Genomic DNA, 15714 nt, shown 5'->3' with positions numbered 1-15714 from the left:
AGTGCGCTTAGGTGCACTTCCTTTTTTGTCAAATAATCATGAAAATTAGGAACTATTTCCTACTGCTTACCCTAATCTTTTCCTCTTGTACCAAGGAGGATACAAGTCCAAGTACACTTTTCAAACTGCTGACACCAGAAGAGACAGGCATATTTTTTAAAAATGACCTTGCCTATACAGAGAAAATCAATCCTTATACGTTTCGGAATTTCTATAATGGCGCGGGAGTAGCATTGGGAGATATTAATCAAGATGGTTTGCTGGATATATTCCTGGCAGGAAATCAAACCTCCAACAAACTTTACCTCAATGAGGGAAACCTCAAGTTCAAAGACATTACCGAAGCAGCTGGAGTAGAAAGCAATGACATCTGGTCCACAGGAGTAAGCATAGCAGATGTTAACGGAGATGGACTTCCCGATATTTTTGTTTGCAAATCTGGTCCGTTGGAAGGCGAAAAAAGACACAACGAGCTATTTATTAACCAGGGAAATACCACATTCAAAGAAGAATCTAAGAAGTATGGATTGGATCAAATTGGTCTTTCTCAGCATGCCATTTTTTTTGATTATGATAAAGATGGTGACCTTGATCTCTATCTTTTAAGCAATTCCCCCCGTTCCGTCGGCATATATGATCTGCGCTTGGGGCAGCGCGAAATACGAGATCCAGAAGGAGGTAACCGATTATTCAGAAATGATACAGACCATTTTACGGATGTAAGTGAAGCGGCTGGGATTTTTGGTAGTGCGATTGGCTATGGACTTGGAGTCACTGTGGCTGATCTCAATGATGACTCTTGGCAAGATCTCTACGTTTCCAATGATTTTTTTGAGCGTGATTATCTCTACATAAATAATCAAGACGGAACCTTTACAGAAAAACTTCCTGATTTACTATCTGAGATTTCTATGGGATCCATGGGCGCAGACATTGCTGATCTGGACAATGATTCCAGACCCGATATCTTTGTCACCGAAATGCTACCGAATACCTTAGCACGAATAAAAACCAAAACTCCTTTGGAAGAATGGGACAAATACCAAGCAAACATCAAAGCTGGCTATCATCAACAATTTACCCGGAATACCTTACAGCGGAATCTTGGCTTAAGTCCTATAGATGGTCAACCAATCTTTGCTGAGATTTCCAGACAAACAGAAATGGAAGCCACTGATTGGAGTTGGGGAGCTTTGATCTTTGATGCAGACAATGACGGTTTGAAGGATGTCTTTGTAGCAAATGGAATAGTGAAGGATTTAACGGATTTTGACTTCGTAGATTTCTACGTCAACAATCAAGAAAAAATAGAGGGATTCAGAAAGGACTCTATCCTACTCACTTCCATGATTGATGCTTTTCCATCAAATCCCCAACAAAATTATTGGTTCAAAAACCTTGGAAATTGGAGTTTTGACAATCAAGCTTCTGCCCAGGGATTAACCCAAACTACCTTCAGCACAGGATCTGCATACGGAGATTTGGATAATGATGGCGACCTGGATTTGGTCATCAATAATCTAAATGATTTTGCTTTCATCTATCAAAACACGACTATAGACACTAAAAAAGGGAATTTCTTACAATTGGATCTGGGACAGGCGTTCGGAACTCAGGTAACTTGCTATTCAGGATCACTGGAATTTTATCAAGAATTTCAGCCTGTCAAAGGCTACATGTCATCTGTGGATCCAAAGCTCCATTTTGGACTGGGCCAGATTCAGGTATTGGATTCGGTCACTATAAAATGGCCGGATGGAAATGTCACTACTTTGGAAAAAGTTACGACAAATACCCTTTTGAAACCCACAAAAATCAACACTACTCCCAAGCTAGCTCAAAAGCAGAGCGTCGAAGCCACCTTCTCCACTTCCAACTATCGCCTAGGCTATTCGCATCACGAAAGTAACTTTATAGATTTTGATAGGGATAGATTGCGTTTTTGGATGATCAGTGACGAGGGACCAAAAGGTGCACGGGCAGACCTCAACTCCAATGGGAATGACGAATTATTTATGCCTGGCGCCAAGGGTCAACCTTCTCAATTATTTGGACTTAAGAATGATGGAGACTTTATAAGACTTCAAAAAGAGCTATTTGCAATCGACTCGCTTTCGGAAGATATTACCGGTCTATTCTTTGATGCAAATGGCGATGGTTTTAAGGATTTGATCATTGGAGCTGGGGGAATAGAATTTCCCGCTGGAGCCACACAATACCAAGATCGCCTCTATCTCAATGATGGCAGAGGAAATTTGAACAAAATAGAAACTTATTTTCCAGCTACTCCTACCGCATTTATTCTTGCTGAGGACCTTGACTCAGATGGCGATAAAGATTTGATTTTAGGACAGCGATCTATTCCGTTTGCATATGGCATCCCTGTGGGGATTGTAGTGATGATAAATGACGGATCAGGCAATTATAAAGATATTACAGAAACCCTCAATCCGATTGTCAAAAGTCTGGGAATGCTTACAGATGGAAAATGGGCAGATCTTGACCAAGATGGAAATCCAGAATTAATAGTAGCAGGGGAATGGATGCCCATCCGGATTTTTACCTGGAGCAACATGAATTTTGTAGAAAAAACAGAAGCGTTTGGTTTTGCAAATACGAGTGGACTTTGGAATACCCTGCTCGTCGAGGACATCAATGCAGATGGAAAACCTGATATAATCGGCGGGAATTGGGGATTGAATTCAAGAATTAGATCAACTCCTGAGAAACAACTGGAACTCTATGTCAATGATTTTGATCAGAATGCGACCATTGATCACATCCTCGTAAACACTTCCTCCACTGGAGCTACACCACTCCTAATGAAAAACACCCTAGTCAAGCAAATACCTTCGCTGCGCAAGCAATTACCAACTTATGCCTCCTACCAAGACAAAACTCTGCAAGACTTATTCCCACCTGAGGTTTTGGAGAAATCAATAATTTTGACAGCAGAAACCCTTCAAACCACATGCTGGATCAATGGCGAAGATTCCCGCTTTTCAATACAAGCCTTACCCAAGGAAATACAGTACGCTCCAGTCTATGCCATTGCCCTGATTAAAAACAAAAACGGAGAACCAATCCTTATATTTGGTGGAAATAAAAGTAGAATAAAACCAGAATTAGGAAGTCAGATGGGGAGTTTTGGGTGGAGTCTCAAACAGGACTCATCCAAAAATTGGCAACTCATGTTGCCTAAAGAAAGTGGCCTATTTGTCTCAGGTGAAATCAGAACTATCCTGCCTTTCACCATCCATTCTTCCGACCAACTACTCATATTAAAAAATGATGACAACGCAATTATCTATGAAGTTCATTAATAAATCAATCTTAGTAGTTTTTGCATTGCTTCTATTTTCTTGTAAATCTGATTATCAGAAGATGGAGTCAAAAGCGCTAGAATCTGGAGAAATTCATAATGACTTGTTCTTGGGTCTAGAACTAGGTATGGATAAGAAATCTTTCTATGAAGTCTGCTGGGACTTGAATAAAGAGGGCATTCTTTCAAATGGACCAACAGAGCTTTCGGTAGAATACAACGTGGAGATGCCCTCAGGCAATTCAGCAAAAATGCGTTTTTATCCAAAATTTAAGGAGGAGAAAATATATCTGATGCCTGTGGAATTCAACTATGAAAGTTGGGCGCTATGGAATGAAGAATTAAGTGTTGAAAAATTGAGGATCGATGTTGTCGCGCTTTTTGAAAAATGGTATGGCGCAGGGTTTATAGAAGTAGCCAGTGAAGACCGTTCTCAGATTGCCTATATCAAAATGGATGGTAATAGGAGAATTCGCTTATTTAATAAATCTATTTCTAGCGTCAGAGCAGAAATCGTGGATCTCCCCATCCAAAAAAGTTTAGATCCAAACGAGTTATGAGAATCTTACTAGCATTGGGACTTAGTATTGTTTTATTCTCCTGTCAGGACAATTCCAAGCCTAAGACTCCTACTCTCTTCCAATCATTACCCACAGATTCGACAGGGGTAGCTTTTCGAAATGATCTTGTATTTGATGAAGCTTTTAATGTCTTTACATATCGCAACTTTTATAACGGCGGTGGAGTAGCGATTGGTGATGTAAATGGTGATGGGCTCGCAGATATTTACTTAACTGCCAATCTCCTTCCTAATAAACTTTACCTGAACAAAGGTAATTTCAAATTTGAAGACGTCACAGAAGCAGCTGGAGTAGCAGGCACACGCGCTTGGAGCACAGGTGTGGCAATGGCAGATGTAAATGGCGACGGTTATCTCGATATATATGTATGTAACTCTGGAGATATCTCGGGGGACAACAAACAAAATGAGCTTTTCATCAATAAAGGAGATGGTACGTTCTCCGAAGAAGCCGAAGCTTTTGGCTTAGCTGATCAGGGATTTTCTACCCACGCCGTATTTTTCGACTATGACAAAGACGGAGATTTGGACGTCTATCTGCTCAACAATAGCTATACGGCAATTGGAAGCTTTAATAAAATGCAGAATGAGCGCCCAAAGCGAGATCCTGTCGGAGGTGATAAGTTATACAAAAATGAAGGAGGTCATTTTGTTGACGTAAGTGAAGAAGCCGGTATTTATGGATCTATCATAGGATTTGGCTTAGGGATCACCATCGGAGATATCAATCAGGATTCTTGGCCAGATATCTTTATTTCCAACGACTTTTTCGAAAGAGACTATTTGTACATCAATAACCAAGACGGCACATTTTCCGAGTCATTGGAAACTGCTATGCGATCCACAAGCGCAGCTTCCATGGGCGCAGATATCGGCGACATGAATGGCGATGGGCTTTTGGACATCTTCGTCACTGACATGCTTCCTCGATCAGAAACGAGATTAAAGCAGGTAACCACCTTTGAAAATTGGGATAAATTTCAATTCAACAAATCCCACGGTTATCACTACCAGTATTCCCGAAATGCACTTCATATCAACAATGGAGATGGAACTTTCAGTGAAATGGGAAGACTCGCCAATGTAGAAGCAACTGACTGGAGCTGGGGCGCTTTACTGTTTGACATGGACAATGATGGCAAGCGGGATATTTTCGTAGCCAATGGAATCTATCAGGATATCACAGATTTGGATTACTTGAATTTCATCAATGATGAAGAGACTAAGCGAAAGATCATCACCGAGGAAGGGGTAAACTACAAAGCCCTCATAGACCCCATTCCGGTCAATCCAATTTCAAATTTTGCATTTCAGAATCAAGGAGATTTACAGTTTACTGACAAAGCGGAGGAATGGGGAATCGGAGAAAAAATCCATTCCAACGGAGCTGCTTATGGGGATCTGAACAACGACGGTCAGCTAGATTTGGTGGTAAATAATGTAAATAATACAGCACAAATATTTAGAAATAACGGGCGAAGCCTTCATTCTGATAGACACTTTATTCAGCTAGCACTTCAAGGCAAAGGTTTAAATACAAATGCCATCGGTACCCAAGTTCGGATCATCTCAGGTGATCAGCTATTCTATCAAGAGCAAATGCCTAATAGAGGATTCCAATCTTCGGTTGACCCTAAGCTTACGGTTGGGCTGGGCGAGGCAAAACAGATAGACGAGTTAGCTGTACTCTGGCCGGATGGCTTGGTGACCAGGATATACAACCCTTCACTGGACCAATTATTGACCTTGAAATGGCAAGACGCCACGGCTCCTGAAGCAGATTTCGAGTTTTTCTCCAAACCCAAAAAACCCTTCTTTTCCAAAGAGGAAAATTCTTCCATTTCATTTACCCATGAAGAAAACTTGATGGTGGACTTTGATCGAGATCGTCTGACCTTCCACATGTATTCTACAGAAGGTCCTGCTTTTGTCAGAGGAGATGTAAATGGGGATGGGATAGCAGATTTGTTTTTTGGCGGAGCCAAAGGATTTGAAGCACAACTCTACTTGGGTACTGTGGGTGGAAAATACCAACTAACTACCCAACCTGATTTTGCTCAGGATGCGATCTCAGAAGATACTGACGCTGTTTTTTTCGATGCTAATTCAGATGGGAAACTGGATTTATTAGTAGTTTCCGGTGGAAATGAATCAGGCTTGGCATCATCAGATCTGATCAATAGATTATACCTCAATGATGGTAATGGACATCTGACCAAAAGCATGAATTCTGGCTTAGATTCGGATAGAGGAAGCAGTTCCGTAGTTCAGGTTTTGGATTTGAATAAGGACGGTGCTCCGGATTTATTTGTGGGAGGAAGACTTGTCCCATTCGTATATGGAGCTCCTGCCAGCAGCAGTATCTGGATCAATGATGGTAAAGGAAAATTTACGGATCAAACAGCCACTTTGGCACCTGAACTGACAGAAATCGGGATGATCACCGATGCCAAAGTGGTAGATTGGGACAATGACGGGACACAAGACCTAGTGCTTGTTGGTGAATGGTTGGCTCCTATTTTCATGAGAAACACCGATGGCAAGCTTCAAAGAATTGAAATGCCTGAACTGCAGAACCTCAAAGGCTGGTATCGAACAATAGAGATAGCAGACCTAGACGGAAATGGTTTGCCAGATTTGATACTTGGAAATAACGGATTGAACTCACGATTCAAAGTTTCTGAAACAAATCCAGTCAAAATGTTCCTGAACGACTTTGACCAGAATGGATCTGTAGAGCATATTTTCACACGAACAGAAGGTGAAGTAGAAATACCCTACACGCTAAAGCATGAACTAGAGCGTCAAATTCCTTCAATCAAAAAGAAGTACATGCGCTACAGCAATTACAACAACGAAAAACTCACGGATATTTTCCCAAAGGAGGTATTAGATAAATCGATAGTGAGCGAAGTGAACAATCTTGCTTCTGGTGTTTTAATGAATGAGGGTAACGGCAAATTCACCTGGAAAGCTTTTCCTACGATGGCTCAGCGTTCCTATATTTTTGCTATTGAGGTTTTGGATTTGAACGCCGATGGAAAGCTTGACCTCATTCTTGGCGGAAATCTATTTCAGGCCAAGCCAGAAGTAGGCAAATACGACGCGAGCTATGGTGATGTGCTTTTGGGCAAGGGTGACGGCACCTTCGACTATTGGCCAAATGCTCAACACGGACTTCGGTTAGATGGTGATATCAGAGCGTTCGAATCGTTGGGCAAAGGGAAGCTATTAGTCGTGAAAAACTCTGCTGCTGCTGAAATTTGGAAATACTAAAATGAAAAGATTTTCTACTGCTTTTCTGATTGGAATTGGGCTTCTTTTTTCCTGCAAAGAGAAAAAAATAGCTGACACACTTTTTGAGTTAATGCCATCGGAAAAGACTGGTGTAGCATTTGAAAACACCCTCATCTCTTCAGATTCACTGAATATCCTGGAATACCTCTATTTCTATAATGGCGGTGGAGTCGCTGCTGGTGATATTAACAACGATGGTTTGGTGGATTTGTATTTCGCAGGAAATCAAGTATCCAATCGACTATATTTAAATAAAGGCAATTTCCAGTTTGAAGACATTTCCGAATCTGCAGGAGTGAGCGGCGAAGGTGGCTGGTCCTCAGGAGTCACGATGGCGGATGTGAATGGAGATGGATTGTTGGATATCTACGTTTCTCAGGTAGGTAATTACAAAGGGTTAGTCGGAAAAAATCGTCTCTATATAAATCAGGGAGAGAATAAGTTTGAAGATCAAGCCAGCGTTTATGGAGTAGATTTTTTTGGTTTTGGCACCCAAGCAGCATTTCTGGACTATGATCGTGATGGGGATTTAGATATGTATTTGCTAAATCATTCCGTGAAATCTCCAGAGGTTTTTGCACGAGCAAATCAAAGAAATGAGCCAAATCAATTGGGCGATAAATTATTTAAAAACCTACTTTCTGAAGGTAAAACTGGTTTTGAAGACGTCACAGAATCCTCCGGAATTTACTCGAGCATACTAGGTTTCGGTCTAGGCGTAGGAGTTGAAGACGTGAACGGTGACGGTTGGCCTGATATCTATGTATCCAATGACTTCACGGAGAACGATTACCTCTACCTGAATCTGCAAGACGGCACATTTAAAGAATCTCTGGAAAGCTTGGTCTCCAGCACTTCCCGATACAGTATGGGAAATGACTTGGCAGATTTGAACGGAGATGGTTTACCTGAGATTTTCACCACTGATATGCTTCCACGAGATCCTGAAATTTGGATGAAATCTGTGGGAGAAGACAAAGCCGAAGTTTATGAGATAAAAAAACAATTTGGCTATGCTGATCAATATGTACGAAACCACCTTCAACTTAATCAGGGTGAAAATGGCTTTTCTGAAATCGCATTATTTTCCGAGGTTTACGCTTCTGACTGGAGTTGGTCACCTTTGATTTTTGATATGGACAATGATGGCTTGGCGGACATCCACATCACCAATGGCATAGAGAAACGTCCAAACGACCTGGACTTTATTCAGTACAGTCAGCAGGCCGATCCTAAACTCACTAGAAAAGAGCTCCTCGAGAATCAAATCAACCTACTGCCAACCGTCAAGCTACCAAATCTTAGCTTTCAAAATCAGGGCAACTTACAGTTCTCTGATCAGGCGATAAACTGGGGATTGGATCAACCAAGTTACTCCAACGGCTCCACCTATGCAGATCTTGACAATGACGGAGATTTAGACTTGATCATCAATAACCTAAATCAACCCGCATTTATCTATCAAAATCACTCGGAGAAATCAGGCAATTCGTTCCTCCGAATTAATCTCAAAGCTAAAGGCAATAATACCTTCGGAATGGGTGCCAAAGTCGGCGTATATTTCGCAGGGAAATCTTTATTCCAGCAGTATTCCGGTACTAGAGGATTTCTTTCCGGCACTGCCTCCACGCTGGTTTTTGGGTTGGGAAAAGCACTTGCACTAGACTCAATCTCTGTAAACTGGCCAGATGGAACGGAAGAGGTTTTCCTTAAAAAATCCATTAACCAAACATTCACCCTTAATCAAGGGGAAGGAAAAACAGCTAGTAAAACCGCCATCAGAAGTAAAGAGGCAACTTTTTATCCAGAAATCTCTTGGACACATCAGGAGACAAATACACTGGATGAAACGAAGCGAGAGTATTTGATCCCAAAAAGCTTTGCAAGCATGGGCCCAGCTGTAGCTGTGGGAGATGTGAATGGAGATGGACTCGATGATATTTATCTAGGCGGAGCGAAGGATCAAAGTGGGACCTTATTTCTGCAAAACATAGATGGGACCTTTCTAGAGAAAAAGAGTGAGATTTTCGCACAATTTGCGCGAGCAGAAGACGTGATCGCTGCCTTTGCTGACCTCAATGGAGACGGGCATCTTGACCTCTATGTAGGGAGTGGAGGAAATGAACATTTGAGCGGTGCGCTTTTCAAATTTGATAGAATTTTCTTTGGGAATGGAAAAGGAGACTTCCTATTCAGCCCTATGTCACTTCCTCGATTAGGTGAAAACACCTCTACTCTTGCTATTCACGATGTAGATGGAGATGGTGATTTGGATATTTTCGTAGGAAGCTCAGTAGTAAGTGGAGACTATGGGGCAAGCCCAAAAAGTGTATTGTTAATCAATCAAGGCAATGGAACATTTCAGGATAAAACCAAGGAATGGTTTGGAACTGATATTGACTTCGGTATGGTCAATTCTGCCGTCTGGGCAGATTTGAATGGCAATAGAATAAGCAGTTTAATCTTCACAGGAGATTGGCAGGGAATCAGAATATTTGAAATTATCAATGGAAAAAAACTTCAAGAGCAAGCGATGTCAGGTCTGGAATATTCGGCCGGATGGATTCAAAGTCTTGCAGTTGCCGACGTCAACGGTGATGGGAAATTGGACATTCTAACAGGAAACCTCGGACTAAATAGTAAATTAAAAGCATCACAGGAAAAGCCAGTTTGGCTTTATCATGGAGATTTCGATGAAAATGGCCAGGCAGATCCTATCATCTTTCATTACATGGGAGATCAGCTGGTTCCGTTTGCATCCAGAGATGAACTGATTAAGCAAATCCCCGCAATCAAAAGAAAGCATTCTTCTTACCAGATTTATGCTGAGAAAGCTCGCCCAACAGATTTATTTGAAGATGCCACCTTAGCGAAGATAACCAAACAAGCTGCCTACGAATTCCGGTCCGGCGCCTATCTCCAACAGACAGATGGAAGTTATGTTTATGAGCCTTTTCCCGATCAATCACAACTCTCCCCTATTTTCTCTGTGAGCTGGGATGAATCCAAAAAGTCAGTTTTTCTTGGAGGAAATTTCTCAGGCTTTCGGGTTGACCTTGGAACAAATTTGGCTTCTGCTTTTGGCTCATTTCATTGGAAAGAAAATGCCTGGACTTCGATCAATTTTGGCAATACTATTCCTTCCAAATCTGAAATAAGAAATCTCTCTACAATTAGAGTAAATGGCAACAATTACAGAGTAGCTGCAAGCAACTCAGGACCTCTTTACTGGATCAAACTTGACTAATATCATTGGATACTTGCTTAATTTCCAATAGCTTTAGGCTCCAAATACAAGGGACTTGAAATCCGCTCCCATTAGCATCGCCTCTATTTCAAGCTCAAAACATTAAAAATCACACCATAGCTATGCGTAACCTCAAATTCATGCTTTTTTCAGGAATTCTCCTGATTGCTGTTTCTTGTGCAGAACCCGTAGATTATTCCGAAGCCATCACTGATGGTCAATACATTAACGAAGCACAGGACAGAATCACGGAAGTGATCATTCACGATATTTTCTCCCCACCTGTGGCTGCGAGAATCTATACTTATGCATCCCTTGCTGCCTATGAAGTAGCAGCTTCTGTCGATCCAAATTACGTATCTCTTATGGGGCAGTTAAATGGATCGGAGAAAACCAGCTTCAAACCTTCCGAAAAAGTATATCCACCTCTCGCCTCACTAGCAGCCTATTATTATGTGGGTACAGCAATGATCTTTTCCGAAGAAATGATGAATGAGCATAGAGATGCTACGTTTGCTACTTTGAAAAAGAAGGGGATTCCAAGTGAAGTATTCGAGGCATCAGTGGCCTTCGGCAAAGAAGTAGGTGATGCGATCAAAGCTTATTCTTCCAAAGACAATTATCATCAAAGTCGCTCTTTTCCTAAATTCACCGTGACAGGTGAAGAAGGAACTTGGCAACCTACGCCGCCGGCGTACATGGAAGCAATAGAACCACACTGGAATAAAATCAGAACTTTTGTACTTGATTCAGCCTCTCAATTCAAGCCACTACCTCCTCCTCCATTCTCCACAGATCCTAACAGTAAGTTTTTCAAAGTTGCCAAAGAAGTTTATGATATGGACATCGCGGCTACTAAGGAGCAAAAAGAGACTGCATTATTCTGGGATTGCAATCCATATAAAATGAATGTGAAAGGACATGTCATGTTCGCTGAAAAGAAAATCACGCCTGGTGGACACTGGATGAGTATCGCCGCGATAGTCTCTAAGGCAGATGGAAGAGATTGGAAAGGAGTCGCAGAAGTTTTCGCTTTGACTGGGATCTCACTTAATGAAGCCTTCATTTCTTGTTGGGATGAGAAATACCGAAGCAAGCTTATTCGACCTGAAACTTATATCAATCAACACATCGATGAGCAGTGGGTGCCACTATTGCAGACACCTCCTTTTCCTGAACATACAAGTGGGCATAGCGTCGCTTCTGCAGCAGCAGCTTATACATTAGCTCAACTCTTTGGAGACGAGTTTCATATCGTAGATAGTTCGGAAGTTGCTTATGGACTGCCAATTCGGGAGTTTGATTCATTTTCTCAAGCCGCTGAAGAAGCTGCACTTAGCAGATTCTATGGCGGAATCCACTATCGGCCTGCTATTGAATATGGCATCACAGGAGGTAGAGATATAGCTGCTTACATCTGGACAAAGGTGGATACCAAACCCAAAAACGTAGCTACAAACTAAACCTAAAAGCACTCGACAATTCGAGTGCTTTTTTTATTACTTATAGAATGAGATTTGGCTGAAGTTGGAACTCATAACCCTTGCGTAGGTTTTTTTTTCTAGAGATATTCTGTACCTTCTCATGTCACCTTTTTGATTGGGATTATTCCTTTTCTTGTTTTCAAACCTATTATTTTATGTCAAAAACCATTATCGTTTCCAACCGCCTCCCTATCAGTTTAAGACATCGGAACGGCCGATTTGAGTTCAAACCAAGTGCTGGAGGTTTAGCCACAGGGCTGGGTTCTATTTATAAAGAAGGAGAGAATATCTGGATAGGATGGCCTGGAAATACCGTAGATGATCCTGAGCAACGAGCCGAAATCATCCTTGAACTTCATGAGCTTAAAATGGCTCCGGTATTCCTTTCCAAGGAAGATGTGGAAGAATTTTACGAGGGGTTTAGCAATGAAACTCTGTGGCCAGCATTCCACTACTTCACCCAATACATGGTCTATAATCCGGAGCATTGGGAAGCTTATGTACGCGTAAATAGAAAGTTTTGCGAAGCCATCTTGAAAAAAGCAGGACCTGACGACACAATCTGGGTTCATGATTACCAGTTGCTATTGCTTCCGCAAATGCTACGCGAAGTTCTTCCAAATGCTACCATCGCATTTTTTCAACATATCCCATTCCCTTCCTACGAGATCATCCGTATGATCCCATGGAGAAAAGAGCTTTTGGCAGGAATGTGCGGAGCAGATCTACTAGGCTTCCATACCTATGACGATATGCGTCACTTCCTCAGTGCCGTGGGCAGAATAAATGGCTTGTCTAATGAAAGCGGCTACATCCAGGCAGAAAACAGAATAATTAACGTGGATTCTTTCCCTATGGGAATTGATTACGACAAGTTTGCAAACCAGGCTAAAAGCAAGAAAACGCTGCAATTTGTAGAAGAATTTGGCAAGCAAGTGGAAGGTCAAAAACTGCTTCTCACCATAGATCGTTTGGATTATTCCAAAGGAATTCCTCAGCGGATTCAGGCTTTCAACCAATTGTTGGAGCAAAATAAAGACCTGCATGGTAAAGTATCAATGATCATGATCGTGGTGCCGAGCCGAGACAAAGTGCAGTCTTACAAAGAATTGAAAGAAGAAATTGACCTTCTGGTAGGTAGAATAAATAGTGAGTACTCCACGCTGAACTGGGTGCCTGTACATTATTTCTATAGAAGCTTCCCTTTCGAAGAACTGAGCGCCTTCTACAACATGTCTGACATCGCATTGGTCACTCCACTTCGTGACGGCATGAACTTGGTCTGCAAGGAATTTGTAGCAAGTAAAACTGATCAGACAGGCGTTCTGATCCTGTCAGAAATGGCTGGAGCTTCCAAAGAACTTCAAGATGCTATTCTCGTCAATCCTTACGACCGACAAGGAGTAGTCGATGCGATCTATAATGCACTTTCCATGCCTCATGAGGAGCAAGTTGCTCGAATGAAAAGCATGCAGGCAAGTCTGAAAAAGTATGATGTGTTCCAATGGGTGAAAGTATTCATGGATCGATTAGATCACGTGAAGACCAAGCAGGAGGAACTGACTTCAAAGGATGTGGACGCCAAAGTGATGAACGAGATTCAAGCAAGTTTCAACAAAGCTAAGAAGGCTATTCTATTTCTGGATTACGACGGCACTCTGACAGGTTTTCATACAGATCCCCAAAAAGCTGTTCCTGATGATGAGTTGCGAGAAATAGTGAAAGACCTCAGCAAACTCGCACAAGTAGTAATCATCTCCGGGAGAGATAAGGATACATTGGGCAGATGGTTTGAAGGTCAGAATATAGACATGATTGCAGAGCATGGTGTATGGGTGAAAAAGAAAGAAGATAAGGGCGACTGGGAACTCTATGCAGATGTAGAAGATGGCTGGAAAGATGACATTCGAAAAGTAATGGAGTATTATGTACTCAGAACTCCTGGAGCATTTATCGAAGAGAAGCACCATTCCTTAGTTTGGCATTACAGAAAAGTAGAGAGCGGCTTGGGAGATCTCAGAATGCGCGAACTCTTTAGCCATTTGAAATACATGGCAAGAGGTCACAATTTACAGGTTTTGGAAGGGAATATGGTGCTGGAAATCAAGCGCCCTGACATTAATAAGGGCCGTGCAGCTACTGCAATGATGAAAGGTGTGGAATATGATTTCATCCTAGCTATCGGTGATGACTGGACAGATGAAGACACGTTTAAGGCAATGCCTAAAAACGCATATTCTATCCGTGTAGGCTATGCATACACACAAGCCAATTTTAACATCAAGTCGGTGAAGCAAGTGAGGCAATTGCTTCAAAAGTTAACTTCTTGATCTAAGAAAATCATTTATAATTGATGGAGGGGCGAAAGATTTTTCGCCCCTTTTTTGTTCGACACCCTTCAGGGTCGCTCAAGGATATAAGTTCGAGAACCCATGGTTATTCATGATTTAACCACTTCGTGGTTTTCTGTTTTGCGTATCTCCGAACTAATGATCCCGAAAGGATCAAACAGTGATTATCTTGTCCGTCGTGGCGGAGCCCCGTATGAAATGCGGGGAGCTAAGTGAATTAGAAAAATTGAAATGCAACCGTGAAAGGGTTGAACAATTGGGAAACTTCGAAGGCAACTCAGATCATCAAGGGTCTATTGGGCGAAAGATTTTTCACCCTTACGTCTCGAATAATCCTAATTTTCGTCCTCCGCGTTACCCTCTGCGCGCTCCGCTGCAAATAATCACAAATACTTTTTATAAAGATTATCCAGGATTCTCTTATCCGTTTCCGTCAGTTCTGATTCTATGTCCCGCTGGATAAAATGCAGTTTAAAAGCACGAATAGCAGCTTTTGGATCACTTACATTATAACCTATGATTCTCAAGGCCAGCACCAGGTCTAAGAATTCTTGGGGTAAATCATCTGTACTTTCTATAGGAATAGAAGTGTATTCATGTGCAGAGAGAACAGGAAAAATAGCTTCCTCATCATACCAAATTCCATAGCCTTCCTGAGCTAATTTCCTCCAAGGAAAATAGGTGCTTGGATCAACTTTGCGTGAAGGAGCAATATCAGAATGTCCTATAAAATTAGCTGCAGGAATTCCGAATTTCCACTTCAGCCTTTTTAGCAAAAGCAACAAACTCTCAATCTGTGCTTCTGTGAATGGCTCACTGCCATTATTATCCAACTCAATCCCGATGGAAGCAGAGTTCAAATCTGTGTCGTTTCCCCAACGACCATTTCCAGCATGCCAAGAACGAAGGTAATCATTGAGCATCTGCACGATCTCGCCATCTCTGCCCACTACATAGTGTGAACTTACCTGGGTCCTGCTAAGGGTAAAAGTATTAATCGTCTGCTTCAGGGAATCCTGAGCAGTGTGATGGATGATCACGTAATTGGGTTTTCTGATACTAAAATTGGTCGTCCCAACCCACTCATCGGTGATGCTAAGCGTGTCGTAGTTCAGCTCAGCCTTGGTCTTAGGGATCTCTCGGATTGATGCAGTGGCTTCTTTCACCGCTTTTTCATGGGCTTTATTATTGTCTCGGTAGATGTCTTTGGAGCAGGAGACAAAAGCGAGTGAGAAGATAATTAGTATAAGGGAGGAGAGATAGTGTTGGAACTTCATAGACAGGAGTGATTAATCAGGATTTGAAGCTACAAGTATTGTACTACTTCCTAAATAATATATTGCAAAGATGAATCGCATTTTCCAAATATGGATAGAATTTATATTTCGCTCTTTCAGAGCTTTAAAAAAACTGAATCCATTTTAAACCCCAGC

General features: G+C 41.7%; 7 protein-coding genes. 6 read left to right on the top strand and 1 reads right to left on the bottom strand.

Features of this window, described 5'->3' with window-relative positions:
- Window positions 1-38: 38 nt before the first annotated feature.
- The 6 genes from BVH02_RS06105 to BVH02_RS06080 all read left to right on the top strand — a co-directional run bounded on the left by BVH02_RS06105 (window position 39) and on the right by BVH02_RS06080 (window position 14260).
- Window positions 39-3323 carry a VCBS repeat-containing protein gene (locus BVH02_RS06105; protein ID WP_086500223.1) on the top strand — a complete coding sequence of 1095 codons (3285 nt, stop codon included), beginning with the start codon at window positions 39-41 and terminating at the stop codon, window positions 3321-3323.
- Window positions 3310-3882, top strand: coding sequence for a hypothetical protein (locus BVH02_RS06100; RefSeq protein WP_086500222.1), 573 nt, complete (start codon window positions 3310-3312; stop codon window positions 3880-3882). Before BVH02_RS06105 ends, BVH02_RS06100 begins: the two co-directional genes overlap by 14 nt.
- Window positions 3879-7178 (top strand): VCBS repeat-containing protein, encoded by a 3300-nt coding sequence (locus BVH02_RS06095; protein WP_086500220.1) that lies wholly within the window; start codon window positions 3879-3881, stop codon window positions 7176-7178. The genes BVH02_RS06100 and BVH02_RS06095 overlap by 4 nt, the downstream gene beginning before the upstream one ends.
- Before the next feature lies 1 nt (window position 7179).
- The gene (locus BVH02_RS06090; RefSeq protein WP_086500217.1) at window positions 7180-10446 is read left to right on the top strand and encodes an FG-GAP-like repeat-containing protein; all 3267 of its coding nucleotides are present in this window, start codon (window positions 7180-7182) and stop codon (window positions 10444-10446) included.
- Between the two features lie 122 nt (window positions 10447-10568).
- Complete coding sequence (locus tag BVH02_RS06085) at window positions 10569-11909, top strand: vanadium-dependent haloperoxidase (protein ID WP_086500215.1); 1341 nt, start codon at window positions 10569-10571, stop codon at window positions 11907-11909.
- 176 nt (window positions 11910-12085) lie between these two features.
- A complete protein-coding gene (locus BVH02_RS06080; RefSeq protein WP_086500213.1) occupies window positions 12086-14260 on the top strand; it encodes a bifunctional alpha,alpha-trehalose-phosphate synthase (UDP-forming)/trehalose-phosphatase in 2175 nt (724 codons plus the stop codon).
- Between the two features lie 404 nt (window positions 14261-14664).
- On the opposite strand, the gene BVH02_RS06075 is transcribed toward BVH02_RS06080, so the two are convergent.
- Complete coding sequence (locus BVH02_RS06075; RefSeq protein ID WP_086500211.1) at window positions 14665-15558, bottom strand: N-acetylmuramoyl-L-alanine amidase; 894 nt, start codon at window positions 15556-15558, stop codon at window positions 14665-14667.
- Window positions 15559-15714: the final 156 nt, after the last annotated feature.

Origin of the sequence: Algoriphagus ratkowskyi (assembly GCF_002150505.1) — a bacterium.
Lineage (GTDB): Bacteria > Bacteroidota > Bacteroidia > Cytophagales > Cyclobacteriaceae > Algoriphagus > Algoriphagus ratkowskyi.
This window is presented reverse-complemented; position numbering and strand designations above follow the sequence as displayed.